General features: G+C 70.4%; 31 protein-coding genes and 2 pseudogenes. 17 read left to right on the forward strand and 16 right to left on the reverse strand.

All coding sequences use genetic code 11. The annotated features are described in order from the left end of the window. Positions 1–46 precede the first annotated feature (46 nt). Entirely contained in the window at positions 47–580 is a 534-nt protein-coding gene (locus RHA1_RS37175) for an STAS domain-containing protein (protein ID WP_007297507.1), read from the forward strand. Between the two features lie 148 nt (positions 581–728). Here RHA1_RS37175 and RHA1_RS37180 read toward each other — a convergent pair whose 3' ends face one another. The 6 genes from RHA1_RS37180 to RHA1_RS37210 form a co-directional block, all read right to left on the reverse strand. Further along, complete coding sequence (locus RHA1_RS37180; RefSeq protein ID WP_039951302.1) at positions 729–1,319, reverse strand: Rv1733c family protein; 591 nt, start codon at positions 1,317–1,319, stop codon at positions 729–731. A gap of 108 nt (positions 1,320–1,427) precedes the next feature. Next, entirely contained in the window at positions 1,428–2,207 is a 780-nt protein-coding gene (locus RHA1_RS37185; protein ID WP_007297509.1) for a GAF and ANTAR domain-containing protein, read from the reverse strand. Between the two features lie 58 nt (positions 2,208–2,265). Next, positions 2,266–2,580 (reverse strand): Rv3202a family protein, encoded by a 315-nt coding sequence (locus RHA1_RS37190; RefSeq protein WP_007297510.1) that lies wholly within the window; start codon positions 2,578–2,580, stop codon positions 2,266–2,268. Positions 2,581–3,076: 496 nt separating this feature from the next. Then, on the reverse strand, positions 3,077–3,511 hold the full coding sequence (locus tag RHA1_RS37200) for a hypothetical protein (RefSeq protein ID WP_237720422.1): 435 nt from the start codon (positions 3,509–3,511) through the stop codon (positions 3,077–3,079). A gap of 99 nt (positions 3,512–3,610) precedes the next feature. Next, positions 3,611–3,844, reverse strand: a complete 234-nt coding sequence (locus RHA1_RS37205; RefSeq protein WP_007297512.1) for a hypothetical protein — start codon at positions 3,842–3,844, stop codon at positions 3,611–3,613. 268 nt (positions 3,845–4,112) lie between these two features. Further along, the gene (locus tag RHA1_RS37210; protein ID WP_007297513.1) at positions 4,113–4,547 is read right to left on the reverse strand and encodes a hypothetical protein; all 435 of its coding nucleotides are present in this window, start codon (positions 4,545–4,547) and stop codon (positions 4,113–4,115) included. Positions 4,548–4,727: 180 nt separating this feature from the next. Here RHA1_RS37210 and RHA1_RS50840 point away from each other — a divergent pair, with 180 nt between their 5' ends. Further along, entirely contained in the window at positions 4,728–4,892 is a 165-nt protein-coding gene (locus tag RHA1_RS50840; protein ID WP_157234238.1) for a hypothetical protein, read from the forward strand. A gap of 219 nt (positions 4,893–5,111) precedes the next feature. Next, positions 5,112–6,080 (forward strand): hypothetical protein, encoded by a 969-nt coding sequence (locus RHA1_RS37215; RefSeq protein ID WP_007297514.1) that lies wholly within the window; start codon positions 5,112–5,114, stop codon positions 6,078–6,080. Positions 6,081–6,082: 2 nt separating this feature from the next. Here the strand turns inward: RHA1_RS37215 and RHA1_RS37220 are convergent, their stop codons facing one another. From RHA1_RS37220 to RHA1_RS37230, 3 genes are all read right to left on the reverse strand, one after another. Then, positions 6,083–6,535, reverse strand: a complete 453-nt coding sequence (locus RHA1_RS37220; RefSeq protein WP_007297515.1) for a J domain-containing protein — start codon at positions 6,533–6,535, stop codon at positions 6,083–6,085. Between the two features lie 381 nt (positions 6,536–6,916). Then, positions 6,917–7,261, reverse strand: coding sequence for a hypothetical protein (locus RHA1_RS37225; RefSeq protein WP_011599212.1), 345 nt, complete (start codon positions 7,259–7,261; stop codon positions 6,917–6,919). Positions 7,262–7,293: 32 nt separating this feature from the next. Then, complete coding sequence (locus tag RHA1_RS37230) at positions 7,294–7,716, reverse strand: Hsp20/alpha crystallin family protein (RefSeq protein WP_007297517.1); 423 nt, start codon at positions 7,714–7,716, stop codon at positions 7,294–7,296. Between the two features lie 129 nt (positions 7,717–7,845). Here RHA1_RS37230 and RHA1_RS37235 point away from each other — a divergent pair, with 129 nt between their 5' ends. The 5 genes from RHA1_RS37235 (at position 7,846) to RHA1_RS37245 (ending at position 10,391) form a co-directional block, all read left to right on the forward strand. Further along, positions 7,846–8,343, forward strand: a complete 498-nt coding sequence (locus RHA1_RS37235) for a MerR family transcriptional regulator (RefSeq protein WP_007297518.1) — start codon at positions 7,846–7,848, stop codon at positions 8,341–8,343. Positions 8,344–9,017: 674 nt separating this feature from the next. Further along, positions 9,018–9,377: a WhiB family transcriptional regulator gene (locus tag RHA1_RS47135; protein ID WP_007297519.1), complete on the forward strand. Its 360-nt coding sequence runs from the start codon at positions 9,018–9,020 to the stop codon at positions 9,375–9,377. After that, positions 9,374–9,496 (forward strand): hypothetical protein, encoded by a 123-nt coding sequence (locus RHA1_RS53025; protein ID WP_272942782.1) that lies wholly within the window; start codon positions 9,374–9,376, stop codon positions 9,494–9,496. The genes RHA1_RS47135 and RHA1_RS53025 overlap by 4 nt, the downstream gene beginning before the upstream one ends. A 272-nt stretch (positions 9,497–9,768) precedes the next feature. After that, the gene (locus RHA1_RS52485; protein ID WP_237727050.1) at positions 9,769–9,951 is read left to right on the forward strand and encodes a hypothetical protein; all 183 of its coding nucleotides are present in this window, start codon (positions 9,769–9,771) and stop codon (positions 9,949–9,951) included. Beyond that, positions 9,948–10,391 carry a hypothetical protein gene (locus tag RHA1_RS37245; protein ID WP_007297521.1) on the forward strand — a complete coding sequence of 148 codons (444 nt, stop codon included), beginning with the start codon at positions 9,948–9,950 and terminating at the stop codon, positions 10,389–10,391. The genes RHA1_RS52485 and RHA1_RS37245 overlap by 4 nt, the downstream gene beginning before the upstream one ends. A 48-nt stretch (positions 10,392–10,439) precedes the next feature. Here the strand turns inward: RHA1_RS37245 and RHA1_RS37250 are convergent, their stop codons facing one another. Then, the gene (locus RHA1_RS37250; RefSeq protein WP_007297522.1) at positions 10,440–10,742 is read right to left on the reverse strand and encodes a hypothetical protein; all 303 of its coding nucleotides are present in this window, start codon (positions 10,740–10,742) and stop codon (positions 10,440–10,442) included. A gap of 721 nt (positions 10,743–11,463) precedes the next feature. Between RHA1_RS37250 and RHA1_RS37255 the strand changes: the two genes are divergently transcribed. The 4 genes and pseudogenes from RHA1_RS37255 to RHA1_RS37270 all read left to right on the forward strand — a co-directional run bounded on the left by RHA1_RS37255 (position 11,464) and on the right by RHA1_RS37270 (position 15,071). Then, positions 11,464–11,742 carry a hypothetical protein gene (locus RHA1_RS37255; protein WP_007297523.1) on the forward strand — a complete coding sequence of 93 codons (279 nt, stop codon included), beginning with the start codon at positions 11,464–11,466 and terminating at the stop codon, positions 11,740–11,742. Next, positions 11,739–13,401, forward strand: a pseudogene (locus RHA1_RS37260) (stealth family protein). The gene RHA1_RS37255 and the pseudogene RHA1_RS37260 overlap by 4 nt, the downstream one beginning before the upstream one ends. 100 nt (positions 13,402–13,501) lie before the next feature. Next, positions 13,502–14,218, forward strand: a complete 717-nt coding sequence (locus tag RHA1_RS37265; protein ID WP_011599217.1) for an ANTAR domain-containing protein — start codon at positions 13,502–13,504, stop codon at positions 14,216–14,218. 31 nt (positions 14,219–14,249) lie between these two features. Then, a complete protein-coding gene (locus RHA1_RS37270) occupies positions 14,250–15,071 on the forward strand; it encodes a GAF domain-containing protein (protein ID WP_011599218.1) in 822 nt (273 codons plus the stop codon). Here the strand turns inward: RHA1_RS37270 and RHA1_RS52490 are convergent. After that, entirely contained in the window at positions 15,013–15,234 is a 222-nt protein-coding gene (locus tag RHA1_RS52490; RefSeq protein ID WP_237727051.1) for a hypothetical protein, read from the reverse strand. The genes RHA1_RS37270 and RHA1_RS52490 overlap by 59 nt on opposite strands. Before the next feature lie 954 nt (positions 15,235–16,188). Here RHA1_RS52490 and RHA1_RS37285 point away from each other — a divergent pair. Beyond that, entirely contained in the window at positions 16,189–16,644 is a 456-nt protein-coding gene (locus RHA1_RS37285) for a DUF3052 domain-containing protein (RefSeq protein ID WP_007297529.1), read from the forward strand. 70 nt (positions 16,645–16,714) lie between these two features. Here RHA1_RS37285 and RHA1_RS37290 read toward each other — a convergent pair whose 3' ends face one another. The 4 genes from RHA1_RS37290 to RHA1_RS37305 form a co-directional block, all read right to left on the reverse strand. Beyond that, positions 16,715–17,137: a DUF2267 domain-containing protein gene (locus RHA1_RS37290; RefSeq protein ID WP_007297530.1), complete on the reverse strand. Its 423-nt coding sequence runs from the start codon at positions 17,135–17,137 to the stop codon at positions 16,715–16,717. Positions 17,138–17,433: 296 nt separating this feature from the next. Next, a complete protein-coding gene (locus RHA1_RS37295; protein WP_007297531.1) occupies positions 17,434–17,871 on the reverse strand; it encodes an Hsp20/alpha crystallin family protein in 438 nt (145 codons plus the stop codon). A gap of 300 nt (positions 17,872–18,171) precedes the next feature. Further along, the gene (locus RHA1_RS37300; RefSeq protein WP_011599221.1) at positions 18,172–18,678 is read right to left on the reverse strand and encodes a hypothetical protein; all 507 of its coding nucleotides are present in this window, start codon (positions 18,676–18,678) and stop codon (positions 18,172–18,174) included. Between the two features lie 42 nt (positions 18,679–18,720). Next, positions 18,721–18,915 (reverse strand): hypothetical protein, encoded by a 195-nt coding sequence (locus RHA1_RS37305; protein WP_237727052.1) that lies wholly within the window; start codon positions 18,913–18,915, stop codon positions 18,721–18,723. Between the two features lie 472 nt (positions 18,916–19,387). Between RHA1_RS37305 and RHA1_RS37310 the strand changes: the two genes are divergently transcribed. From RHA1_RS37310 to dnaJ, 4 genes and pseudogenes are all read left to right on the forward strand, one after another. After that, positions 19,388–20,638, forward strand: coding sequence for an alpha/beta fold hydrolase (locus tag RHA1_RS37310; protein WP_007297534.1), 1,251 nt, complete (start codon positions 19,388–19,390; stop codon positions 20,636–20,638). A gap of 174 nt (positions 20,639–20,812) precedes the next feature. Then, complete coding sequence (dnaK, locus tag RHA1_RS37315) at positions 20,813–22,696, forward strand: molecular chaperone DnaK (RefSeq protein WP_011599223.1); 1,884 nt, start codon at positions 20,813–20,815, stop codon at positions 22,694–22,696. Then, positions 22,693–23,469: pseudogene (gene grpE, locus RHA1_RS37320) on the forward strand (nucleotide exchange factor GrpE); the annotation flags it as partial. The gene dnaK and the pseudogene grpE, both read left to right, overlap by 4 nt. Positions 23,470–23,748: 279 nt before the next feature. Continuing rightward, complete coding sequence (gene dnaJ, locus RHA1_RS37325) at positions 23,749–24,936, forward strand: molecular chaperone DnaJ (RefSeq protein WP_011599224.1); 1,188 nt, start codon at positions 23,749–23,751, stop codon at positions 24,934–24,936. Positions 24,937–25,032: 96 nt separating this feature from the next. On the opposite strand, the gene RHA1_RS49820 is transcribed toward dnaJ, so the two are convergent. After that, on the reverse strand, positions 25,033–25,524 hold the full coding sequence (locus RHA1_RS49820) for a hypothetical protein (protein WP_050787562.1): 492 nt from the start codon (positions 25,522–25,524) through the stop codon (positions 25,033–25,035). Between the last annotated feature and the right edge of the window lie 144 nt (positions 25,525–25,668).

A 25,668-nucleotide genomic window follows, 5' to 3' on the forward strand; every position in this document is an offset into this window, starting at 1 on the left:
CCCCCCAGGGTCCGCTCCCGCCCGCTCACCCGGGGGAGCACCTTCCATGGTCTATCTTCGTTCCGTCATCGACAGCCCGCAGCATCTGCGGCTTGCCCTGTCGCAGACCGCGTTCTTCGACCAGGCCGATCCCGACGAAGGCGGTTTCGCCCTCGAGGTCGACGAACCGGCCGGCGGCCCGATCGTGCTCCGGGTGAGCGGCGACCTCGATATGGTCACCGCACCGATTCTGGCGGCCTGCCTCGACGAGGTCGTGTTGCGCGGGCGCTGCGCCGTCGTCGACCTGCTGCCCGCCGGGTTCGTCGGCTGCGCCGCACTGGCCGTCCTCGCCGACGCCGGCACCCGGCTCCGTGAGCAACGCAGCCGACTGACCGTCGCCGCATTCGGACCCCTGCGGCACATCCTCGACGACGCCGGGATCGATGCGGTGCAGTGCTGCGGCACCCTCCCCGACGCGTTCACCGCCGCCCACACCGGGTCTGCGTCCGTGGTGGAGTTGGTGCGGCCGAGGCCGGGCCGTCCGGCCGCACCGCGCCGCCGACCGTTCGGCGCGCGCCGGCCCACCCCATCCATCGGATGACCGCATCTGGTGGGAGAGATGAGTTTCGGCCACGACACGGTGGGGCGTAGCGTCGGGGAGGTGGATTCGGTGTGCATTCTCCGATCCGGTCCGGATACGGCTTTGTGAGCCCCTGGGGGCTGTATCCGGACACCGGGGAAGCGGCGGGTCAGCGGGGTGGTTCCGCGAACTTCTTCAACGCCTGATCCCACACGCGCAGCCGGGACCGGACCAGCATCCGGTGCACCCCGCCGATCACCAGCCCGCCGGCGCCGGCCAGGACCGCCCACAACCCGCAGGCCGCCGCGATCGCCAGCACCGCATTCTCGGTGCCACCGCGCGGGTCGAGCAGCTCCCCGTCCGGGCCCACCTGCACGGTGACGGTGTCTCCGGCCCGCGCCTGCGGTGGCGCCGGAACCTGTCCGGTGTGCTCACGCCCGTCCACCGTCCACCGCGCCCAGGACGAGGCGCCGGTGTCGATGATCCGCACCGCCGGTTCGGCCTGCGGATCGATACCGGCGTCGACGAGCAGGACCGCGGGGACCGGCCGCGCCTGCGCGGCCAGCGCCCGGCTCTGCTGCTGCAGCGAGGTGAAGGTTTCGGTCCCCACCGCCGCGCACACCGGCACCAGCAACAACACCACCGTGACCACCAGCGCAACCACCACCGCCTCGACCCGATCGGTGCCCCGCATCAACGGGTTACGGCTGCACGGCTGCAACCGCCACCACCGCACCGGATCCGGTGCCCGCCCCGCCATGATGCTGCCCTTTCGAATACTCCCCTGCGCCTTCGGCATTCGGACCGAACCACCGCCCATCCTGCGATCGCCTCACCCGGTGGCCTCGACGCACGTCGCTTCCGGATCTCACAGCGGCGGTGGGTGATCGGGGTCGGCGAACTCGGCCATGAGGTGGCGGGCGACGGCATGGACCTTGGTGTTGGTGCGTTGGGAGATCTCGGACAACCGGGTGAAGGCCTCGTCGGCGCCGATCCGGTGCATCGCCATCATCACCCCCTTGGCCTGGTCGATGTCCGCCCGGGAGGTCAGCGCCTCGGTGAGGTGCTCGACCTGCCTCTGCGCGCGTCGCCACCGACGGGCGTTGCTGATCGCGGCCGAGGCGGCGGTGGTCAGCAGCTGCATCAGTTTCTCGTCGAACGGGTCGAACGCCGCCGCGGTGCGGGCGTAGACGTTGAACGAGCCCGCCAGCTCTCCCGGATCCTCGCCGGGGGTGTCGACGATCAACGGCACCGACAGATACGCCCGGATCCCCGCGGCTCGCGCGGCGGCGGTGAATTCCGGCCACCGGTCGGCGTGCTCGCCGACAACCGCCCGCACCGGGCGCCGTGAGATCGCCGCCTGCAGGCACGGACCGCGGCCGGCGGCGTACTGGTCCCCGTCGATGGCGGCGAGGGTGTCGTCGGTCAGGGCCACGGTGCGCGGGCCGGCGTCGTCGAGATGGGTGACGCTGACCGCGTCCGCGTCGGGCACCGCGGTGGCCGCCGTGCGGGCCAGCCGCCCGAGCACCTCCTCGAGCGGCTCCTGCGCGGGGGTCTCGTCCCGCAGCACCGCCAGTGCGCGGGTGACGGTGTCGAGGGCGTGCGCCGCCTCGGACCGCGACAGCGGCGCGGTGCTGATCTCGCTCATCTCGCACCCCTTTCCGCGGCCCGGCCGGTGCCGTCCGGCGGGGCCGGCGTGGTTACAGCTATTCCTCCACCACCTCGTACCCCACCGCCCCGCCGGCGGGTTCGTCTCGATCCTCGTCGTCGAAGGCGACGGTGGTGGCCTGCTCGAGCCGGTCGGCTTCGGGCACATCCCATTCCGTCTCGAGACCCCCGGCACGCCACGAGTCTTCGGCAGAGCTGACCGGTTGGGTCTGCTCGAATCGGTCGGCCTCCGGCGCATCCCAGGTGGCGTCTGCCTCCCAGTCGGCGGGGCCGGCCGCACCGAGGGCGGGATCGGCGGACAGGTCTTGTTCGAGGCGATCGGCCTCGGGCACGGTGTGCAACGGATCGTTCATGGCGCTCACCCCTTTCCGCTCGAAACCGGGACATTGCGCTCCCGGATATCCAACGAAATTCTGGACATATTCTACGACGTCCAGAGGAGTAAATCTATTGCTTCTGTGCAAGATCACGAAGGGGTGGTGACACCGCCGTGCTCCGCCGTCACCGGTCACCCTGTCCGGCGGTGGAGCCATCGACTCATTCGCGGACACGGGCCCGCGTACTCGTCGGCCCAGCGGGTACCCGAACTCCGGCAAGGGCGACAACCGCCCGTCCGCCCCGTCCTGGAGGTGAGTACGGTGATCAATCTGTACTATCCGCTGGTCATCGTCCTGTACGTCATCTCGGCGCTGTGGCAGGGAAACCTCGGACACTGGTGAACTCGATCGATCATTGACCGATCTCTTTGCGTGCGGCCGGGCCCAACCGCATTCCGCGCCCGGACTGCGGGGGCTGTTCTCCCCCAGGTAACCGATTCTCACCACTGGGCGCTGCCGTCCTTCACCAGCGCTATCGGTGATCGTCGCGCTTGGGGTCGGCAAACGTGCGCAGGAACACCCGGAACGTGCGGGGTAATCGGGGTGTTCCATCGGGTCCGGTCACGAGGATCGCGCTACCCGCGACCGTGGTGAGCAGCCGCAGGATGGTGGTCGTGGGCCGGCCACCGCCGGTCAGGGTGAGGAGCTTCGCCCGTTCGGTGGGACCGAGCCGCGACCACAGCTTCACGTAGCTGATGTTCTCGGGGACCCGGGTGTCGGCTTGGTGAGTCCAGTAGGTGAAGGTGAACCGCCGGATCAGCGGGGACCGGGTCGGGGAGGTGGTCCGCAACTCCAACCGCTCCCACCCGGCGATGCCCCGCTCGCCGAGCTCGGTGGACGCATGCTCGAGCGCCACGTCGTGGGAGCAGAACGCGGGCAGGTCCAGAGTCAACCGGATCGACGGCACCTCGCCCACCCTAGGCCGCTGCGCCCGGTACATCCCGACACCGGGGACGAGGCGTGGCGGGCAGTGCCGCCGACCCAGGACGCGGCAGACGGGAATGCCTCAGGGAGTTTCGTCTCCGCGTCCGGTTGTCCCGCCGCGTCCCGCCGCGGCCAGCAAACGTCGCCGCGCGAGGCCTTCGAGTCCGGGCGGATTCGGGTCGGCCCGTCGGTGGACGCTGCTGCTGCTCGCTTCGCGCCGACACTGCCGCACGATCTGCGTGACCGTCGGCAGCGGCACCCGGCCGTCGAACTCGCCGCACAGCCGCTCGACGATGTCGGCGTAGGAATCGGGCACCGCACTCACCACCTCCGAGAAACCCCAGTGACCACGTACCCCGGACCGGTGTCCGGCAAAACCGGCGTCCGCGACACGGGTGCGCGACGCAGCGACAGCCCCGCGTGCACGACCGGTGTCACCAGCAGGTGAGAGGGCGACTCCCATGCGATCACAGGAGCATTGGGGAACGGTGTCGAGTCGACAGATCCAAATTTTTCGGCGACGGTTGCCGTCTCCGACCGACGGTGCCCATCCGTTGCGCCCGGTGGTTACCTCGTCTCGGTGGTCAGCCGGATTCGGTGGAGAATGGGCTGACCCCGAGGTCGAGGACGTCGACGGAGGCGGGCAGTCTGATCTGGTGCCAGCTGGTGGTCAGGGTGAGGGCCCCGCCGGTGCGGGGGTAGCCGGGGATCCAGTAGCAGGGTGCGGTGCGGTACTGCTCCGGCGGCCCGGGCGGCGCCGCACACGACGCCGGTTCGTACGGGTCGGCGTCCCCGGCCTGGTCGTCCATCCTCACCCGCACCCGCAGATACGACCAGTGCGCGGACTCATCGTGGGGGTCGGTCAGCGGGCGGGTCTCGTGGCGGGCGAGTTCGGCGCGGATGCCGGTGGCCACCAGGACCAGGGACAGTGCCACCCCGGCCTGGTAAGCGGTGACGCCGGTCAGCTGCACTGCCACCTCTGGCCGGGCGATGAGGACTCGGCGGCCGTGCACCGCCATACCACCGGATGCAGGTGGGGCGATCCCGGGCCATCGGTTCCGCGCCATATCCCATGGTCGCACCGGGTTCGCCGCCCCTGCCACCTCCTCCCCTGGTTCCTGACCGGACGGTGTGGAAGGCGATCGCCCGCGCCGGTGTTGCACCGGAGGGACAACGATCGAAGAATCGGCGGAAAACCGATGAACAGGAATGTGCGATACGCCGTCGCAACGTTCCTCGGGGTGGATCTGGCCACCGCGACCGAAGAGCAGGTCCGTCGAGTCGACTTCTACACCACCCTGATGGAGGCGCAGGTCGTCCGAATGTTGCTGCGGTTCGAGGACTTTCGTCCATCTTGGGGATGATCGGTTCCGGTTATCCGGGGCCGGCTGCACGTCCCGGATGGTGAGGGGCAGTTTCCCGGCCACGCAGTGTCTACACGTGTCCGGCGCATACACGTGCGCTTCCTCCTGCTGCGGGTTACACCCGCGCCGGGTGGGGTAGTCCTGCCAGCGGTGCCCGTGCGGGCACCGCGTACCGAAGATCCCGATCCGAACCATTCTTCGTGAAGGGGTGATGCCCTGATGGCTTCGACCCCGAATACCGCCGCCGCCCTGCTGGCGCAGCTGCGCGCGATCCACGAGCTGACCAACACCGAGATCCAGATCGCCGAGACCCGCATCGCCCAGGCCCGCACCGACGCGGTGCGCCGCGAGCTGACCGAGAACGCCGACAACGCCCGCGCCCGGGCGGCGGCGATCGAGGCGGCGATCCGCGACCTCGGCGGGCTCCCCGACGTGGTCGGTCCGCTGGTCGGACGCGCCGCCGCGGCGGTGAAGGCGGTGACCGAACAGGCCCAGCCGTTCGACGAGGCCCTGCTCGGGGACCTCGCGCTCGAACACCAGCTCCTCGTCCGGGCCCGGTACCTCAAGGCCCTCGCCGCCGCCACCAAACGCACCGAGATCGAGGCGCTGGCGTTCCGGCTGATCACCGCGCATTCGGCCACCGTGGACTGGCTGACCATCGTGCTCGCCGAGGACGCCCTCGGCGGTCCCGCGGCGTTGCGGCGCACCCCGATGCAGGCCGCGGCCGGCACCGCGGTCCGGTGGATCAACACCCCGGTGTCCTGGTCCACCCGCGGGCTGGACCGGGCGATCGACACCGCCCGTGCCGCCCGCCCCCGCCTCGAGGCACTGCTCGGCCGGGGCGCGCACGCCGGCGACGTCGCCGTCAAAACCCTGACCGCCTCCCGCGACGCCGCGCTCGCGACCGCCGAAGAAATCACCCGCCGCGAAGGCGCCACCGCGGTGGCCGAGGCGATCCACTCCGCCCGCACCACCGCCGGTGTCCTCGAACCGGGTGAGCTGCCGATCGGCGACTACGACGACCTCACCGTCCCGCAGGCCGTCGCCGCGGTCAAGGACCTGACCGATCCCGCCGATATCCGTGCCGTCGTGGTGTACGAGGAAGCCCACAAGAACCGGCACGGGGTCGTCTCCGCCGCCCAGACCCGCTTGGCCGCCATCGCCCAGGAAGTCGCCGGCATCGACTGATCTCAGCGGTGTCGTCGGACCGGTCCGATCCACAGGCCGGTCGCCGGTCGCCGCGGCGGGGGTGGGGTGTCGACCACGACGATCACGCGGATCCCCGGCGGGACCGGGACCCGCGGCGCTCGTCCGGGGCGGGCCCGGGGTTCGGCCGCCCGCTCGGCTGCCAATCGCTCGGCCGATCGTTCGGCGACCAATCGCTCGGCCGCCGCCCGTCGGGCTGCTTCCCGCTCGGTCGCTTCCCGGTCGTGGGCGGCCCGGGACTGCGGGTCGCGCAGCAGGGCGTACGCGGTCAGGATGTGCTGGAGGTGCTCGTCCGCGGCCGGGTCGGTGGGTTGGTCGCCGGTGCGGGTGTCGGGGTGGTGTTCGCGCAGCAGTCGCCGGTAGGCGCTGGCGATCTCGGACTGCGACGCCGCAGAGGACAGTCCCAGCACCCGATACGGATCCTGCTCGGTGGCCATCACCCTCGCCTCTTTTAGTGCCGGGTGCACGAGAAAGGTGGTCCCGGGCTCGGGATGCCGGAACCACCAAGGCGGGGCGGGCCCGACCCGCACGAAGGGACCGCCCCCGCTTGTCACGACTATCGGGTGGGCACTGCCCGCCCGGCACGGCCGATGGTTACCGTCTGCCAGTCAATGGCGGTGCGCCCCGGTCGAATCCGACACTCCGAGCATGGGTTTGCCGGATCGGCGGTCGGCGCCGTCACGTTTCTCACTCGGCGGGTCGGCGGTGCCGGACGGTGTGGTCGAAAGCGGGTTCGCCGCGCCGCGCGGGAAGGCAATGACAGGTGAACAAGGCGGCAGCGGGCGAACCCGGTCAGCTGATGCACTCGTGTGGGTTCATCACCCCTTTCGTGCTCGACGACCAACTGTGCTCGTCTGTGGACAGATCGAGTTTCTCGGTCTCGGAGGTGAGCGTTGCGTGGCCCGGATTCCGGGGGCCGGCGGAGCCGTCACCGTCCACCTCGGCGATGTGGGAGGGGATGGGCGCGGCGGGCCGGCCGGTGCGGTGGCCACCCGGTGGAGCAGGACTACGGCCTGCGGCGTGAGCGCGTCGGCGAGGATGCGGTCCGAATCGGCCACGAGCTGTGCGTATTCGAGTTCGTGCCACGGCCACATCATCTCGTGTTCGGTGCGCTCTTTGGTGTCGGTGGCGTTCACCTCGGCGACCATGTTCGCCTGTGTCATCTTCTGCTCACCCCCTCCCGAACCTTCTCGTCTCAGGCGTTGACGGCCTTCCTCTCGGAATGTCCGCTGCTGATCTCGATCTTGCGGGGCTTGGCCTTCTCCGCGACCGGGATCGTCAACCGCAGCACCCCGGCGTCGTAGTTCGCCTCGATCTTGTCGGCATCGAGATTCTCACCGAGGAACAGCTGCCGGCTGAACACCCCGCGTGGGCGCTCGGCGGCGACCATTTCCTGGTTGTCGTCGAGTGCGGCCCGTTCGGCGCGCACGGTCAGCGTGTTCTTGTCGACGTCCAGATCCAGCGAGTCGGCATTCACACCGGGCAGATCGAACTCCACCACGAACCGGTCCTCTTCCCGCCAGGCGTCCATCGGCATCACCGCCGGACGGGCCGCGGTACCGAGGATCTGCTGCGTCAGACGGTCGAGGTCGCGGAACGGATCCGTCCGCATCAACATCATGTCCACCTCCTGAAACCCTTTCATTCCACCAGGTAAACTTCCAGCAGATGCTGTAGGTTCGTTATAGCATCTGTCGTAGACTATGACAAGAGATTGTGCGAGAAAATTCCCGATCGGAGCACGAAAATGTCCGAGAAGTCCGAGCAGCCCGAGGCCGAATCACCGTCGGTGCGTGGTGTTTACGGCATCTCGGTGGCCGCCGAGCTGTCCGGGTTCGGGGTTGCGGCGCTGCGCCTGTACGAGGACTACGGACTGATCACCCCCGGCCGCACCGCCGGGGGCACCCGCCGCTACAGCGACTACGACCTCGCCCGGCTCAAACGCATCGCCGAACTCATCGACGCCGGCGTCAACCTCGTGGGCATCGGCCGGGTCCTCGACCTTGAGACCCGCACCGGCGACCTCGAACGCGACAACCGCCGCCTGGAAGCGGACAACGCCCAACTCCGTGCCGAACAGGACCCCGGCACCACCTCCGCCGAACCCGCCCGCGAGCCCACCGGTGACGCGGCACCGGAGCCGGAGACCACACCAACCGGGCGACGTCGGCGCCCAGCGTCCCGCGGCCGAACCCGCCTGGGGGACGGTCCCGCCCGGGAAAGAGCCAGCGGCGACCACCACTGAGGGCATGCCCCGCTGGGGCTACGATTCCCCGGGCAGATGCATCGCCAGGGTCGTGCCCGTGGGATGGTGTCCGAACCTGCGTGCCGACGGACGGGTCCGGACCTGACGGACAGTGAGGGGCCCCGGCGTCGGGGGGTTACGTCGGGGCCGATATTCCTCGAATCCGGACTCGGATGGGGGATTTTCTCGAGGAACACCGTCGAGAATACGCCGCCCCTACGGCGGTGGTCCGCCGGGTCACCGGGAACGAAGAGGGGTCGGGCTGGAGAAACCGACCAGCGTGTCGTTATCATGTGGAGCACGCGTCACGTTACCCCGGACCCCGGTGGCGAGAGAGGTGAACCTCGTTGCCCCGGACCCCGGTGACGAGCGACGCGGAAGAGGCCCCGAACAGTGTGGCCTTCCCTCCTCGTCTGCGATGTCGTCCCATGCCCGCCGAACTCGAGCCAGGGATCGGCGATCCGGCAACATCGTCTGTCACATTGTCGGCCGATCACTTATCCCCGTCGCACGCTGGCCGCTCACTGCGATCCGTCCGCTGTCTCGACGCGGGGCCTCGACCGATGCCGTGGTGTGCGCGGCGTCGAGGGGTCGCCTCGCACACCACGTTTCGACCCAAGTCGGCGCACCGGCCGGTCGCGTGCACCCGAGCACCCGAGCACCCGAAAGGATCCATGACCTCCCCGCACCGTCACACGCCGCCCCGCCCCGCCGACTGGGGCTGGCAGCGCCACGGGTCCTGCCACGGCGCCGGCACCGCGATGTTCTTCTCCCCCGACGGTGAACGCAGCTCCGCTCGCGTCCACCGCGAACAGCAGGCGCGGCAACTGTGCGCGCAGTGCCCGGTGCGCACCGTCTGCCGCGATCACGCGCTCACCGCCGGTGAGCCCTACGGGATCTGGGGTGGCATGAGCGAGGCCGATCGGACCCGCCACCGCCGCCGCGGCCGCCGCCGTGAGAGCGCCGATCCTCGCCCGCACCGACGTGACCACGACACCTACCATTCCCGACCCCGTGAGAGGACCCATCGATGACCAACATCGCCCTGCTGATCCTGGTGATCGTCCCCGGGCTCGCCGCATCGCGCGCACTGCAGCATCACCTCGAGCACACCACCGCACCCCCGGGCACACCGCCGCCCCGGTTCCGCTGACCCTGCCTCGAGACACCCCATCCTCCTGAGAATCGTTGGGATACCGGAACATGCGCGGTGTTTGCGGGCAGGTCCGGCGGGCAACCTCGAAGTCAGGAGCGGCAGCGGACCGGTACGGTGCCGCTTTCAGGTTCCGCGGGTTCAACAGCGAGCTCGCGGAACCGCCCGACCTCGACTCGCCCGTGCTCGCGCGGGGACGGTCGCCCGTCCCCCAGACCCGCCGCCGCGCAGCCGGATTCCTGAGCCTGCGAACAGTGTTGGGAGAATTCGTCATGTGGTTTCCTGCGACCGCATTCTCGTTCGACCTGAACCGGCCCACCCCCGCACCGCCCGCCCTGTCCCCACCGGCCGGGGTGGGGATTCTCGGTACCCTCGTCGCGGCCCTGCGCACCTCTGGGCGTCCCCCTGCGGCGACCGAACGCCCGCGTCCGGGGACGGGCACCACAGGGCCGTGACCGCGGACCACGCCCACGCCACCACCCCGCAATCCCGGATCGCCGGGCAGCTGCTGCAGGCGGTCGGCGAACGGAACGTTCCGTCGGTGCGCGTCCAGATCTGCGTGGTGGCCTGCCCGCACGGCCGGCACGCCGCCCTGTTCCATCCGGTGATGCTCTGGCTGATCACCCACCTCGGCGTTCTGCTGCGTGACCGGGTCGGAGTCGAGGGCGACGGGGAGTCGTTCGTGTTCGAGTTGCTCACCGGCGCCGACCTGTGGTCCGAGCCGACGTCGCTGTCCGCGCAGGCCCGCAGCCTCCGGATCCGGGTGCTGGCCGCACTCGCTGCGGACCACGCGCCGCCGCCGTGGGCGCCGCAGAGCCCCGCCGCCCCGGAGCGGGTCCGGATGCTCGTCGATGCCCTGCTCTGGCTCGACGACCTGCTCGACTACAACCTGTGACGGCGCCCTGACAGCCGCGCCGAGACATCTGGGGCGGTGACGACTGCGCTATCGGGTGGGTCGGTGCAGGCAGGACAGTTCCCGGGCGGCGTCGTCGAGGCCGACGCAGGGGATCCCGCGGCGGCGCACTTCCTGCAGGGTCTGCGCCTCGTCCGGGGTGCACAGGCCGTCGAGGACGTCATCGGTGGCGATGACGACCAGGGCGTCCTCACTGCAGGTGTCGACCGGTTCCACGTCGTGCCCGCGGGCCCATCCGGTGACGGTGGACCAGCGGTCCCGGTCGGCGGGATCGGTGAAGGCGCCCAGCAGCACGATGCTCCCGGTGCGGGTGGTCAGATTGTGCACAGTCATCTCGGTTCTTCCTCAACTCGGGCACCACGCGCGGCGCAGCGCCCGGGGTAGGGCACGGGGTGTGGGGGTGGGATCCGGACCGGAGCCAATCATCCTTCCCGGAGCGGCGGGGCACCCAGCGGGATCCTCGCCGGGGTCCGGGGCGATACCGGGTAGGGTACCCAGCCGCAACCGGGTTCGAAACGCAAGCACACGGGGGTGTGGCACACCGAGCCGGTTCCCGACATCGCCTGCCTGCCCGAGGATATCGGGTGCCTGCCGCGAGTTCGACGGTGCCGGAGAGCAGTTCGGCGTCTGCGCGGTCGGGTCGCTCGGAAGTGCCTGTTCGAGGACCTTCTGCCCTGGCCAGCGCAGCGCCGTTCTCGTTATGATCGGATTCTGCCGTCCCCGAAAAGACGAGGGCGGCGCCGCGAAAACTGGACCCACCGCGGGATGTTTCCCGCCGCCGGTGCACGTTCAGCGGCGTCGAACCCGGGACGACATTCTCGGCCTCGGGCTCGACGCGCCCTGCGTGCCGCGGCGGTCGCCGAAACACGCCCCGACACCGAGCAGTCGCGGGCGATCGGTCATCTCACGGGCGCTGCACACCCGCAAGACCGGCCGGAGTCGTTGGGCAGCCGGGTTTTTCCGCACCTCGGTGTGTGCGTTGCCGCTCACAGTGCCGGAGCGGAGGGTATTTCGTGGCAGCTTGTTCCCGGGACGCGAGGAAGGGGCGAAGTCGATGACAACGTCACCGCATATCACCACCGATCACGACGAGATCCGCCGATGGATTCAGGCGCATCACGGCGCCCCGGCACGGGACGGGTCCGGCGCATTGCGGATCGACTTCCTCGGTGTCGCCACGGAACTGGAGCATCTGCAGTGGAATGAGTGGTTCACCGCCTTCGACGAGCGGGGTCTGGCCCTGTGCTATCCCGAACCGCATGTTCGCGGCGGCACCAGTGCCTGGTTCGAATTCGTCCCGCGCGCCCGAACCGCCGCCGGTTCGGTCCGATGAGCACGCCGACCCGATCACCGTCCCGCACCGGCACCGCCGACACCCCGCCCGGCCCGCGCGGTGGGGACACCCGGCCGGCCGGTACTCACACGCTCCTCGGCCGCGGCGGGGAGCTGACCGGGCCACCGGTGCCGGCGGTGCCGGCGGCCTGCCGGCTGCACAACCGGTCGGAGGTGGTGGAGTTCGGCGCCCGCTGTGGTCTGAGGATCTCGACGACCACGCCGCACGAGGCGACGGCCGAGGATCTGCTGTTCGTCCGATCGGTGCTCGACGGCGCCGGAATCGGCTACCTCCTCGTCCGCGGCAACCACACCCGCCCGGTGCTGGCGGTGAACTGGGCCGACCGTCAGGCGCTGCGGACGGCGCTGGTGGCAGCCTGCGCGGATCAGCCGTTCTACGTCAAGGCCGTTGGGACTGGCCGGGCGCCGGGGTTGATCGCGGACGGGACCCTGTCGCACACCCCGGCGGCGCGGATTCTGCGGCTGTTCCGGCCGCGGCTCGAACCGGTCAGCGGGCTGCGGTACGGGGCCGAGGGGGCGGTGCAGGTCGAGTTGTGGTCGTATACCGACGACGAGATCGCCGCGCCGGCCGCGAACGCGCTGACCCGCCCCGTCATGGCGCGCCGGGAGGCCGTCCCCGCGGTGATCGAGCGGGACGGTCGGAGTTGGCCGACGGTGGCCGGCATGTTCGACCTGCATCCGGCGGATGTACCGTTTCCGATCGACCTGGTGTTCTCCTGGGTGGACGGGAGCGACACCCGGTGGCAGGTGCAGCGGGCACGGCGGATGCGCAATTACGTCGTCGGCGACGGGGACGACTCCCCGGCCAGGTACCGGCAGATCAACGAACTGAAGTATGCGCTGCGGTCGGTGCACATGTACGCGCCGTGGATTCGGCGGATCTTCGTCGCCACCGATTCCCCGCGACCGGCATGGCTGGCCGACCACACTCGGGTCATCGTGGTGCGCAGTGAGGAATTCTTCACCGATCCGTCGGTGCTGCCCACCCACAATTCCCACGCCGTCGAATCGCAGCTGCACCGAATTCCCGGTCTCGCCGAACACTTCCTCTACGCCAACGACGACATGTTCTTCGGACGGGCGGTCGCCCCGCAGCTGTTCTTCACCGCCGGCTCGGTGAGCCGGTTCATCGAGTCCGGCACCCGCATCGGGCTCGGCCGTAACTGTCCCCGGCGCAGCGGATTCGAAAACGCCGCCCGCGTCAACCGGGTGCTGGCTGCAACAACGTTTCGGGGTGACGATCACCCGTCATCTCGAACACACCCCGGTGCCGCTGCGCCGATCGGTCATGGCCGAGATGGAAGAGCAGTTCCCCCGCGAGTTCGCCGCGACCGCGGCCAGCCCGTTCCGGGCAGCGGAGAACATCTCGGTGACGAACTCGCTCTACCACTACTACGCCCTGCTCACCGGCCGCGCCGTGCCGCACACCGCCGCCAAGGTCCGCTACGTCGACACCACCACCGTTGCGGGCCTGCGCGCACTCGGTCCGCTGCTGGCGAAGCGGAACAAGGACATGTTCTGCCTCAACGACGGCAGCACCCCGGAGGTCGACCTTGCGGTGCGCACCGCGACGGTGACCGAGTTCCTCGACCGCTACTACCCCATCCCGGCCCCCTGGGAAACCGGATACCCCCGCTGACCGGCACCCCTGACCCCACCCGGCCCATTGCCGGTTCTCCCGTCGGCTCCGCGGTCACCGGACGGGAGGGTGAAAGGTGACAGCGGTCGAGGTGGTGAGGGTGGTCGTGGAGGAACGGCGACGGCAGTCGTTGTGGCGTGCGATCGCCGACGAGGCGGGCACGCCCGGACAACACTGGTGGGCGCAGCAGGTGTGCCGGCTGTGCGTGACCGAACTGGCCGGTATCGACGACGCGGCGCTCACCCTCCGCGCGACCGGCCGGGCGCAGGACCTGCTCGGCGCCAGCGACGACTGGGCCGGGCGGCTCGACGAGCAGCAGTACACCCTCGGCGAGGGCCCCGGGGTGCAGGCGTTCGAGGACGGCAGCCCCATCCTGGTCGACGATCTGAGCCACCACGAGGAGCGGTGGCCCGGATTCGCCGACACCGCTCATGCGGTGGGGGCGGCGGCGGTGTTCGCATTCGCGCTGCGGATCGGCGCCATCCGGCTCGGCACCATGACCTTCTACCGGCGGCGGACCGGCTCCCTGGCCGCCCGCGCCGTCGCCGATGCCACCGTGCTGGTCGACCTGATCACCCTGGCCCTGGTCGAGCAGGCCGAGCACGCCGAGCGGACCGGAATCGACTGGATCCGGGACACCGGCTCCTACCAGGACGTGAACGTGGCCACCGGGATACTCGCCGCCCGCCTGTCGATCAGCCTCGACGAGGCGCTCCTGCGGCTGCGCGCCCACGCCTTCCGGCTGGGTCGCCCGATCCTCGACCTGGCCGGGGACATCCTGTCCGACCGGATCGACGTCGACGAGCTCAACGAATGACCACCCCGCCGCGGGGAGAAGGAGATCACGCATGATCGAGGACATCCCGGACACCCAGGCCCACCTGGTCGAGGTGCTGTCCGCGATCACGACGCACCTCGCCGACACCGCGACCGACCCAACGGCCGCCGCCATCGCCGACATCACGGCGGCCAGCGCGGATCTGCTCGCCGCCGCCGGCGTCCTGGTCGTCGACCCCTGGGGCGGTGTCGCAGTCGTCGCCGCGTCCGACGAACGCGCCCGGATCGTGGAACTGCTGCAAACCCAGGGCGAGCACGGCCCGTGCCTGGACGCCGTCGCCGCCGGCACCCCGCTCGAGGTCCCGGACCTGTCCGAATCCCACCGGCGCTGGCCCGACTTCACCGACGTCGCCACCACCCTGGGCTACCGTGCGGTACTGGCGATCCCGATGCTCCTCGACGGCCACGCCATCGGGGGGACTCAACCTGCTCTACACCACCGTCCGCGAGTTCACCGACTACGACCGGCGACTGGCCGCGGTCCTCGCGGCCTCGGCCGTGATGCACCTGATCCGCGACGACGCCGCCCACCGCCGTGCCAAACTCACCGAACGCACCCTGGGCCTGATCCACGACCGTGTGCACGTCGACCGAGCGGTCGGACTCACCGCCGCACCCTGCACATCACCCCGGCCGCGGCCCGGACGCTGCTCGAACACCACGCCAGCACCCACCACACCCCGCTACGCGCCCTCGCCCAGCACATCACCACCGGCTCGCTGGCACCGGCGGACCTGACCGGCGTCGACGACCGTCGGCGACCGGATACGTTCGTCACCAACCGGGCGCCCCGCGATCGACTGGTCCGGTGTCGCTGTCGAGCCTGTGGATGAGTGCCGGGACCGGAAAGGCGTCCCGGTCACGGTATTCGAGGTGCAGCAGGTCCGCGACGAGCTCGTCGGTGCGGTCGGCGATGGCCTCCGGTGCCGGGCGGCGGCCGATCCCGAGCCCGCCGATGATCAGGACCCGATCGGCGCGCTGACCCTCGATTCCCAAAGACCACCCCGAAATACCGGTTCCAGGCGATCAGGACGTGGCGGCCGCTGTAGTACCGGAACTGTTTCGACAGCACGACCACAGCATCGAAGGTGACCGCGTCCCACCGGCGGATCGTCTCGGCGTTCAATGCCCGTGCGACCGCGAACACGTACGCGTTGCTGTCGGGGTTGTCGCCGGCACCGACGCCGCTGCTCATCGTGAACACTTCCTCCGTCGCGGAACACGTACCCGTCCACGGTGAGCTCGAAACTACCCCTCGACACTGGTCAGGGCAGATAAACCGTACGACCGCAGGCCCTCGGTCCGCCCGTGGAGGGAGCAGGGCGATGTTTGGGATCGGGCCCAATCGGGCACGACCCACACACCTCCGCTCCCAGACTTCGACGGAGGTGTCCTCGATGGCGGCATTGCACAGTCACACCCTCACCCATCCCCGGGGCACGGGATCGCGTACCCGCGCCCTCGACACCGCCGAGGGGGTGCTGATCGGGATCCGCCGGATCCCGGCCGCGGACGCCTTCGACGAACTGGTGAGCGCCGCCCGCCGCCCGCCGCCACGGCGTGTCCGTCTTCACCCTCGCCGAGGCCCTGGTCGCGCTCGCCAGCGGAAACGAGGCACCCCAGCCTGCCGCCGCCCGCAGCCCGGACCGAATGGGGCGCACTGTTGCGGCCCTGAACCCCGGGAAGCACCGTGTGGAGTTGTGCGCTCGGCCACCTGGTCCCCGGATCCGCATCTCGCGGGTTTCGGTGATCGGGTAGGCGGATACTCTATGGGCACTGCCGTCCGGGTTCGTTCGGACACATCGTGATTCGGGCGGTAGGGCCCACCAGTCGCAGTGACCGATAGGGCGCTCACTCCGGTTGATGGGCCACCCAGCCCACCGGGACAACCACGACCCCGGCAAGCGTGCGCCGGGAGTCGACGACCACACGAGATGAAGGAGTTGGGCGATGTCGACGGCGGGGCACGCCGGCGGTCGGTCCACCGACCTGTGCCTGACCGCGGAGATGATGGTGCAGGAACTGGGATGGGACGACGACGTCGACGAGGACCTGCGTCGACGCATCGAGGACATCCTCGGGGGCGCATTGGTCGACGACAACTTCGGCGAGAGGGTCGACGCGGTGCTGCTGTGGTGGCGCAGCGGCGACAGTGACCTCACCGACGAGCTGATCACCGCCCGCACGGCGTTGTCCGGCACCGGTTTCGTGTGGTTGATGACACCGAAGCCCGCCCGAGCCGAGCACGTGGACCCGGCGGAGGTGACCGAGGCCGCCGACCTCGCCGGGCTGCACGTCACCTCCCGGATCGACAGGCGCGACTGGCTCGGGACCCGGCTCACCCCGTCCAGCCCACCCGCCCCACGGGCACGGTCGTCCTCGGCTCGCCAGCCTGCCCGGTGGTGACAGGCACAGGGGATCCCGCCGTGTCACCCGGACGAGCCCGAGGTCATCCAGCGCCCCCGGGGACGGGTGCTCACCCCATCTCTGGGGGTGGCGGGGTGCTCACACCGTTTCGGGGGCGGCCGAAGAGTGGCGCGAAACCCTCGGGCAGTGACCCCAGGACGGTGTGCAGGCAGTTGTCGTCGACGGCCTGGGCCACCGTGGCCAGCACCGCGCTGGTGTCCCATTCGGCGGTGGTGGGGTGGGCGTCGAGGGCTTGGGCGATCCGGTGCCGGAACTCCTCGATCCCGTAGTCGGGTGCGGCCCGTCCGTCCTCGATGGGGCCGAGCGCGTCGCGCGCCAGGGGCGAAAGCTGCGCGCCCAGGGCTCGCACCTTTCCGGGGGACAGCCGCGCCCCGAGCTTCCGGAGCACTACCTTCGTCACCCGAGTGGCCTCCCCCAGGCTGTCGTATTCTCCGTATTCGCGGACCCGTGACAGGAATTCGGTGTCGTCCATCACCAGTGTCCTTTCTGTGCTCTCCTTTGTTTTTCTTGTTTGTTCTTCTCGTCTCGGTCTCGAGGTGCTGCTCGCACGTCGGCCGATCCACCCCCGCCGCCTCCTCGCACCGACAGGGGCCGTTGGTCAGCGCCGCGAAGCCGGAGGTGCCCGGCGGGCTCAGCGCCAGGAGGAACAGCACTCCCGGGGCGATGCCGACCGCCTCGGCACCCTCGACCGGCCGTCCCCGGAGGGTCCGTGTCGGGGGTGCCACCGTTCCCGGTGTCCGGGTGGGCGACGGGAACGGCGGCGGAAGGTCAGTCGGTGGTGACCTCGATGCGCCGCGATCGGACGCTTGCGGTCTTCGGGATGGTGACGGTGAGAACACCGTCGGCCAGTGTGGCAGTGATCTTGTCGGCATCGACGTCGCGGGCCAACAGGGTGCGGAATTCGAAGCTGCCGGTGCGGCGGGTGCGGCTGCGGGTCCGCAACCACCCCGCCCTCTTCTTCTCCACGAACTCGCCGCTGATCTCGAGTTCGTTGGCCGACAGGGTGATGTCGAGGTCCTCGCGTGCGACGCCGGGCACCTCCACCTCCACCACGTAGCCGTCGTCGGTCTCGGACACATCCGCCAGCGGCCGCCAGGTCTGCCCGCCGCCGAACGGGGCTCCCGACATCGAGTCCCGCAAGGGACGTTCGGCGACCGGGTCCCACCGCCCGGACTCTCCACCGCCGCGATTCGCAGGTGCAGCCATGCCGGAACACCTCCCACTTACCGCTGTGTGTTGTTCCTCCCCCGGCGAGCATGGACCGCCCGGGGGTGGTTCTCCTGCACCATGATTGGTACCCGAACCCCAGATCTCCGAAACCGCCCTATCGGTGGCGAAATTCGGCGGGCGGCGGAGGCTCGGACGGCCGGGGTGGCCCCGGCCGTCCGGTGTCGGCGGCGGGGATGTGGGGTCCGCGGCGACCGGGTGCAGACCGAGTCCGCGGTGATCGACAGGTCCGCGAACAGGCCGAGGAAGACCCGCTGCCGCCTGCACACACCGCCGGCGTCAGCGGGTGTCGGTGCCGACCGCGGTGAGTTCGCCGATTTCCGCGACGGTGCGACCGGTGTGCGGATCGACCCAGCAGGGGTGGCGATCCCGGATCCGGGGCACCCACACCGCGGCCTGGTCGCGGCAGGGCCAAGGCACCCGCAGTTGCCGCAGCAGCGCCGCCTGCACGGTGTTGGCCACCCATACGGTCGCCTCGACCGCCGGCAGTTGCGGGGCCAGGCCGCGACCGAGGACCTGCCGACCCCCGCCGATCTCGCCGAGCCGATCACCGGGCCGGGCGCTGCCGGGTGGGGCGGGATCCCACGCGAGGAGCACCCCGTCCTGGTGTATCGCCAGCTCCCAGCACACCCCGTCCCAGCGCACCGTTCCCCGGCGGTGGCAGCACCGCAAATCCCGGGCGAGCGCCCCCAGGGCGCCCGCCCAAGCCTGGGGCGCACCGGGCCTGGGCGGTTCCTCGAACACCGGGAACCGCCACACCCGGCCGAGATGCTGATGCCCACCCACCCGCGGCGCTCCTGTGTCGTTCCGGATGCGCTGCGAGGACGGTCAGTCCTCGTCGCGGCGGGCGAAGCATTCGGTGGCCGGGGTGAATCCCGGCCGGGTGAGCATGTCGATGTCCGCCCACCCGTCGTCGCCGAACACCACCGAATCGGTGTGCCAGACCAGGCTGACGTTCTCACAGCCGTGCGCGAGGATCAGGTATTCGTAGTTCTTCAGTGCCACCAGGGTTTCGTCCGTCATCATCGCCACCACCCCCGACTCCGTGTGGTGCGGGCGCCGTCCGCCCGACCCTGCCAGGGCGGTTCCATTATGCCACTAGATCTACCGCAAATGAAGGAGAAAATCTCACCATATCGAAGGGCTGCCTCCGAGTAGGTAGGGGGAGAATGTCCGCGGATTCGGCTGCACCCGCCTGCCCCGCGGCAACATGCGGTGAGCACTCGACGGCTGCCGTGGGCCGCCAGGACCGGGCACCACCAGCCGGCTCTCGGTCTGAACGCGGGTGCACCACGACATCGATGCGGCTGGCCCGGACGGGCACCTATGCAGTGGGATTCACTGATCACATTTGTCGGGAAGCTGCGATATCAGATCGGCGCGAAAGTGCCTTACCGCACCCATTTTTGCCCCACAGGGAGGGAAGGATTTCGGCGCCGATCGTTGTTGTACGAGTAAATCACCGTTTACTTAGGAGAGGAGATGACCCGGTGGGGTGACACGGACGCAAGGTTCGCTGCAGCGGTGGGATGACGCGGTGGGCCGGGCCCTGGCGGCGGCACTGCCGACCGCGGTGCATGACGGTGTGCTGGCATACCGGCAGGTGAGCGTGGTGTTCGACGTCGTCGGCCGTGGCCGGTGGGTGGTGCGCACCCGGTTCGGCACGGTCAGCGTGGACACCAGAATTCCGGCGCGGCCGACGGCCACGATCACCGCCGACCCGGCGGCGGTGACGGCGCTGCTGGCCGGGCGGTGCAGCCTGGTGTCCGCGTTCCTGACCGGGGCACTGCGGGTGCGGGGAAGCATGAGCACGGTGCTCGCCCTCGGCGGCGTCCTGGCCCCAGCGGCGGACCTGCCGACCCGGGCCCGGGTCCGGGAGACCTCCGTGTTCGGGGTGCGCACCGGCTACCTCGACGCCGGTCCCCCCGGCGGGCCGCCGGTGGTGCTGCTGCACGGCCTGGGTGCCACCAACGCGTCAATGCTGCCGGTGCTCGCCGACCTGGCCGCCGAGCATCGGGTACTGGCCCCGGACCTGCCCGGATTCGGGTCGTCGGCGGCACCGAACTGGGACTACGACCCGGTGCAGTTGCAGCGCTGGCTGCGCGCGTTCCTCGACACCGTCGACGCACCCGCGAGTGCGGTGATCGGGCACTCGCTCGGCGGCCGGGTCGCCCTCGAACTCGCCCTGCGCAACCCCGACACGGTCCGTTCCCTGGTGCTGCTGTGCCCGGCGCTGGCCTTCCGGCGGCGGCAACTCACCGCACTCGCCCGCCGGATCCCCGCCGATCTCGCCCGGCTGCCGATCGCGTTTCCGCACCGGCTGCTGCACGAGGGCACCCGAGGCGCCTGCCGGACCCTGTTCGCCGACCCGGACCGGGTGCCCCGGCACTGGTTCGACGCCGCCGCCGACGAATGGGAGCTCACCCTGCGCGACACCGGCCACCGGCGGGCCCTGTGGTCGGCCACCCTCGCCCTCTACCTGGACGAACCGTTTGGCGACCGGGGGCTGTGGAACCGTGTGGCGCAGCTGGCGGTGCCGACCCTGTGCGTGTGGGGCGCCGACGACCCCCTCGTCCCGGCGCGCTTCGCCGACCACCTCACCGCCACCGCCCCGCAGGTGCGGTCGGTGACCCTGCCGGACTGCGGGCACCTGCCGCAGTTCGAATGGCCCGAGGCCACCGGCGCCCTGATCGACGACTTCCTCACCCGCACCGCCCGCCACCCCCGCACCGCCGCGATCGCCTGACACGGTACCGCCGGCAAGACGCTCCCCCGGTCCCTGAATTTGCTGGAGAAAACATACTGTGTTTGCGGCATATTTTCTTGACCTAGGTTGTTGTACGGAGAGATAATTGAACTGTCAACGGAAGGGTTCGGCGGGTGCGCCGACGGTGCGCCCGGGGTGTGAGGAGGGAACGTCATGGCACGGGCGGTGGGAATCGACCTGGGCACCACGAACTCGGTGGTGTGCGTGCTCGAGGGCGGCGACCCGGTGGTGGTCGCCAACTCCGAGGGCTCACGCACGACACCGTCGGTGGTGGCGTTCGCGAAGAACGGTGAGGTGCTGGTCGGCCAGCCCGCCAAGAACCAGGCGGTGACGAACGTGGACCGGACGGTGCGGTCGGTGAAACGGGAGATCGGCACCGACTGGCATGTCAAGATCGACGACAAGAACTACACCGCGCAGGAGATCAGCGCCCGGGTGCTGATGAAACTCAAGCGGGACGCGGAATCGTATCTGGGTGAGGACATCACCGACGCCGTGATCACCGTCCCCGCCTACTTCAACGACGCCCAGCGTCAGGCCACGAAAGAAGCCGGCCAGATCGCCGGGCTGAACGTGCTGCGGATCATCAACGAGCCCACCGCGGCCGCCCTGGCCTACGGCCTCGACAAGGGCGAAAAGGAACAGACCATTCTGGTCTTCGACCTCGGTGGCGGCACCTTCGACGTCTCGCTGCTCGAAATCGGCGAGGGCGTCGTCGAAGTCCGGGCCACCTCCGGTGACAACCACCTCGGTGGTGACGACTGGGACGACCGGATCGTGAAGTGGCTGGCCGACAAATTCAAGGCGAGCAGCGGATTCGATCTGACCAAGGACAAGATGGCGATGCAGCGACTGCGGGAGGCCGCGGAGAAGGCCAAGATCGAACTGTCCTCCTCGCAGAGCACGTCGATCAACCTGCCCTACATCACCGTCGACGCGGACAAGAACCCGCTGTTCCTCGACGAGCAGCTCTCCCGCAGCGAGTTCGAGAAGATCACCTCCGACCTGTTGGACCGCACCCGGGCCCCGTTCCAATCGGTGATCACGGACGCGAAGATCTCCGTGGGCGACATCGACCACGTGGTGCTCGTCGGTGGTTCCACCCGGATGCCCGCGGTGACGAATCTGGTGCGCGAGTTGACCGGTGGGAAGGAACCGAACAAGGGTGTCAACCCGGACGAGGTCGTCGCCGTCGGTGCCGCCCTGCAGGCCGGTGTCCTCGGCGGTGAGGTCAAGGACGTGTTGCTCCTCGACGTCACCCCGCTCTCGCTCGGTATCGAGACCAAGGGTGGGGTGATGACCAAGCTGATCGAGCGCAACACCACCATCCCGACCAAGCGGTCGGAGACCTTCACCACCGCGGACGACAACCAGCCTTCGGTGCAGATCCAGGTGTATCAGGGTGAGCGTGAAATCGCCTCGCACAACAAGCTGCTCGGCTCGTTCGAGCTGACCGGGATTCCGCCGGCCCCGCGGGGGGTGCCGCAGATCGAGGTCACCTTCGACATCGACGCCAACGGCATCGTGCACGTGACCGCGAAGGACAAGGGCACCGGGAAGGAGAACACGATCCGGATCCAGGAAGGGTCGGCGCTGTCGAAGGAGGATATCGACCGGATGATCCGCGACGCCGAGGCGCACGCCGCCGAGGACAGCCGCCGCCGGGAGGAGGCCGAGACCCGCAACCAGGCCGAGTCGCTGGTGTACCAGACCGAGAAGTTCATCAAGGACAACGAGGACAAGGTGCCCGCCGACGTCAAGGACAAGGTCCAGTCCGCGATCAAGAACGTCCAGGACGCGTTGGCCGGCACCGACATCGGCGCGGTGAAGACCGCAGTGGAGAAACTGGGCACCGAGTCCCAGGCCCTCGGCCAGGCCATCTATGCCGCCCAGGCCGCCTCGGAAGGCGGGACGGGCGGGGGCGACGGCGGCGCCGGCGCGGCCGCCGGAGCGGGTGCGTCGGGGAACGGGCAGGGCGCCGACGACGAGGTCGTCGACGCCGAGGTGGTGGACGAACCCCGGGAGGGACACCGATGAACACACCACACGACGAGCAGCAACGATCCGAACAGGCCGGTCGCGGCAGGGGCAACGGGCGGCAGCCGCCCCGCGAACCGATCGCGATCACCGACCGACGCCGTATCGACCCGGTCACCGGCCGGGTCCGCGAGGACACTCCCGGATCCCGGCCCCCGCACACGGACCGAGGAGCGAAACCGACGCTGGGCGAGAAGGCGGGCACCGCGCCCCGGGTACCGGGAGCCCCGCGGCCGGAGTCCCGGCAGACCGACGCCGACCGGGTGGCGGAACTGACCGCCGATCTGCAGCGGGTGCAGGCCGAGTACGCCAACTACCGCCACCGGGTCGAGCGGGACCGGGCCGCGGTCGCCGAGAACGCGAAAGCGACGGTCGCCACCGCGTTCCTCGGTGTTCTCGACGACCTGGACTGGGCCCGCGAGCACGGCGACACCGCCCGCGAGCCCCTGCACAGCCTGTACCGCAAGATCCGGACCATCCTGGCCCGGATGGGGGTGGCCGCGTTCGGCGAACCCGGGGACCGCTTCGATCCCACCCTGCACGAGGCCGCCAGCCACGAAGGCCACGGCACCGACCTGGTGGTCGACACCGTGCTGCGCCGCGGCTACACCTTCGGTGTGCACAAGGTGCTGCGGACCGCCTTGGTCACCGTGATCGACCGCGACCAGTACGAGAACAACGACCCCGACGATCCACCAGAACCCCAGGAGGCACCCGGCACGAGCCGGTCCGACCCCAGTTCGGCCGACCCTGAACCGCCGGCCGACCCGGATCCGCCACCGGCGGACACCGGTTCAGCTTCACCGCCGGACACCGGTTCGGCCCCGCCGGTCGTCCCGAACCCGCCGGCGGGCACCGACCCCTGGTCGGAGGCCGTGGCGGATGGGGGCCGCGACGCCGGGCCCGAGAACCGGGGTCCGGACCCGAACCCCTACCGCTGCGGGTGAGGTCCACCGAGACCGGGCGCAGCTCCACACCATCGGTCCGCCCGGCCTGGCCCGGATGGGGGTGGACGGTGATGCACCACGGATGAGGGAGGGAGGAGATTCGCTGTGACGCAGCAGGAGTGGATCGAACGCGACTTCTACGCCGACCTGGGTGTGCCGTCGACGGCGTCGGCGGAGGACATCAAACGGGCCTACCGCAAGCTGGCCCGGCAACTGCACCCGGACGCCAACCCGCACGACCAGGCGGCCGGGGAACGATTCAAGGCGGTCAGCGAGGCGCACGCGGCGCTCTCGGACCCGGCCACCCGCGCCGAGTACGACCGGACCCGGCAGCTGTACCGGTCCGGGGCGTTCCGGCGGGCCGGCACCCGCTCCGGCGCCGGCGGCGGCGGGCCGGCCGGCGGAATGGGCGGGTTCGACCTCTCCGACCTGTTCGGCGGCGGGAGTTCCTCATTCACCTCCGGCGAGGCCGGGTTCGGTGACGTGTTCGGGGATCTGTTCCGCCGCAGCGGCACCCGCACAACCGCGTCCCGCCCGCGGCGGGGCAGCGACGTCGAGGCGCAGACCCGGCTCCCGTTCCGGCAGGCCGTCACCGGGGTGGTGTTGCCGCTGCAGGTCAGCGGGCCCACGGTGTGCACCAGCTGTCACGGTAGCGGCGCCCGGCCCGGAACCCAGCCGCGGCGGTGCCCCTCGTGCGGCGGCGCCGGAACCCTCACCCGCAATCAGGGCGGCTTCGGGTTCAGCGAATCCTGCGACGACTGCCGCGGCACCGGGGTGATCGTCGACTCCCCCTGCACGGACTGCCAGGGCACCGGGGTCGGGCACCGCACCCGCACCATCAACGTCCGCATCCCACCGGGAGTGACCGACGGCCAACGCATCCGGCTGCCCGCGCACGGCGAGCCCGGGCTGCGCGGCGCCCCGTCGGGGGACCTGTACGTCACCGTCGGGGTGGACCCGGATCCGGTCTTCGGCCGCGACGGCGACGATCTCACGGTCACCGTGCCGGTCGGCTTCGCCGAACTCGCGCTCGGCACCACGATCTCGGTGCCCACCCTCGACGGTCGGGTCAGCGTGAAGATCCCCGCCGGCACCCCGTCCGGTCGGACCTTCCGGTTACAAGGTCGCGGCGTTCCCCTCCGCGGCCGGGCGCCGGGCGATCTGCGGGTGACCGTGCAGGTGGCGGTGCCCGCCGGGCTCAACCAGAGGGCTATCGATGCCCTGCGCGCCTACGAGAAGGCCGAGAAGGCCGCCGGATTCGACCCCCGCACCACCTGGCCCGGCCGCCGGTAGAGGTTGAGGGTCTTCGATTACGGTGTCGCCGTGGTCGTCCGGTGGTGCGCAGCCGTGGGAGCAGCAGTCCGAGGACGACCATCCAGCCGAGGGACCCTATTCCGGCGGTGGGTCGGGCAACGCCGGGGTGGGAGCGTCGAGCAACGAGTTGAGCCAGGTCAGCGCCTCGATGAGGGCGGTGACCCGCACCTCGGAGTCGGGTTCACGTGCGGCGGCGCCCAGGTGCACCCGGGCGGCGGCGGGGTCACCGGCCAGCAGGGCCAGCACCGACCGCGCCACCCGGGCCTGCCGCGGGGGAAGCTGCCGGGCATCGACGACCTGCCCGCCGCCGGTGCGGACCTCGAGGACGAACGCCTCCCCCTCCGCGGCGCGGCCCAGCCGGGCCACCGCCACGTCGGCGATCGCACCCGTCAGCCAGGTCAGCACACCGCCGTAAAAGCTCCCGGGCCCCGGGACGATGTCGGGCGGCGCCGCCAGCGAGGACAGCTCCCGGCCCAGCGTCGCGTACCGGTGTTCGGACGCCAGCGCGAGCAGGCGCCCGGCCACCTCCGCCTCCGGGCGGAAACGCCCCTCGAGATCGGACCCCATGCGCGTCGTGTACCCATCCCCACGCGTACACACGCCTTTCCCGGGGCATCGGCGCATCGAATCCGGGTCGCATCCGTGGGCCGGTTCCGCACCGGGTCGGCCGCCGATCGGCGCGATCCGGTGCCGCCACAACACCTGCGCCCC

It is taken from the genome of Rhodococcus jostii RHA1, from assembly GCF_000014565.1.
Lineage (GTDB): Bacteria > Actinomycetota > Actinomycetes > Mycobacteriales > Mycobacteriaceae > Rhodococcus_F > Rhodococcus_F jostii_A.

Bases quoted from the DNA above. Each gene is read 5' to 3' on its own strand.
- RHA1_RS37295 (WP_007297531.1), bottom strand. From the start codon at position 17,871: ATGGCTGCACCTGCGAATCGCGGCGGTGGAGAGTCCGGGCGGTGGGAC.
- RHA1_RS37190 (WP_007297510.1), bottom strand. From the start codon at position 2,580: ATGAACGATCCGTTGCACACCGTGCCCGAGGCCGATCGCCTCGAACAA.
- RHA1_RS37220 (WP_007297515.1), bottom strand. From the start codon at position 6,535: ATGGCCACCGAGCAGGATCCGTATCGGGTGCTGGGACTGTCCTCTGCG.
- RHA1_RS37290 (WP_007297530.1), bottom strand. From the start codon at position 17,137: ATGGACGACACCGAATTCCTGTCACGGGTCCGCGAATACGGAGAATAC.
- RHA1_RS37210 (WP_007297513.1), bottom strand. From the start codon at position 4,547: ATGGCGGTGCACGGCCGCCGAGTCCTCATCGCCCGGCCAGAGGTGGCA.
- RHA1_RS53025 (WP_272942782.1), top strand. From the start codon at position 9,374: ATGACCAACATCGCCCTGCTGATCCTGGTGATCGTCCCCGGGCTCGCC.
- RHA1_RS49820 (WP_050787562.1), bottom strand. From the start codon at position 25,524: ATGGGGTCCGATCTCGAGGGGCGTTTCCGCCCGGAGGCGGAGGTGGCC.
- RHA1_RS37250 (WP_007297522.1), bottom strand. From the start codon at position 10,742: ATGACTGTGCACAATCTGACCACCCGCACCGGGAGCATCGTGCTGCTG.
- RHA1_RS37285 (WP_007297529.1), top strand. From the start codon at position 16,189: ATGTCGACGGCGGGGCACGCCGGCGGTCGGTCCACCGACCTGTGCCTG.
- RHA1_RS50840 (WP_157234238.1), top strand. From the start codon at position 4,728: ATGAACAGGAATGTGCGATACGCCGTCGCAACGTTCCTCGGGGTGGAT.
- RHA1_RS37230 (WP_007297517.1), bottom strand. From the start codon at position 7,716: ATGTTGATGCGGACGGATCCGTTCCGCGACCTCGACCGTCTGACGCAG.
- RHA1_RS37185 (WP_007297509.1), bottom strand. From the start codon at position 2,207: ATGAGCGAGATCAGCACCGCGCCGCTGTCGCGGTCCGAGGCGGCGCAC.
- RHA1_RS47135 (WP_007297519.1), top strand. From the start codon at position 9,018: ATGACCTCCCCGCACCGTCACACGCCGCCCCGCCCCGCCGACTGGGGC.
- RHA1_RS37305 (WP_237727052.1), bottom strand. From the start codon at position 18,915: ATGACGGACGAAACCCTGGTGGCACTGAAGAACTACGAATACCTGATC.
- RHA1_RS37270 (WP_011599218.1), top strand. From the start codon at position 14,250: ATGATCGAGGACATCCCGGACACCCAGGCCCACCTGGTCGAGGTGCTG.
- RHA1_RS37215 (WP_007297514.1), top strand. From the start codon at position 5,112: ATGGCTTCGACCCCGAATACCGCCGCCGCCCTGCTGGCGCAGCTGCGC.
- dnaK (WP_011599223.1), top strand. From the start codon at position 20,813: ATGGCACGGGCGGTGGGAATCGACCTGGGCACCACGAACTCGGTGGTG.
- RHA1_RS37225 (WP_011599212.1), bottom strand. From the start codon at position 7,261: ATGACACAGGCGAACATGGTCGCCGAGGTGAACGCCACCGACACCAAA.
- RHA1_RS52485 (WP_237727050.1), top strand. From the start codon at position 9,769: ATGTGGTTTCCTGCGACCGCATTCTCGTTCGACCTGAACCGGCCCACC.
- RHA1_RS37255 (WP_007297523.1), top strand. From the start codon at position 11,464: ATGACAACGTCACCGCATATCACCACCGATCACGACGAGATCCGCCGA.
- RHA1_RS37180 (WP_039951302.1), bottom strand. From the start codon at position 1,319: ATGGCGGGGCGGGCACCGGATCCGGTGCGGTGGTGGCGGTTGCAGCCG.
- RHA1_RS37235 (WP_007297518.1), top strand. From the start codon at position 7,846: ATGTCCGAGAAGTCCGAGCAGCCCGAGGCCGAATCACCGTCGGTGCGT.
- RHA1_RS37175 (WP_007297507.1), top strand. From the start codon at position 47: ATGGTCTATCTTCGTTCCGTCATCGACAGCCCGCAGCATCTGCGGCTT.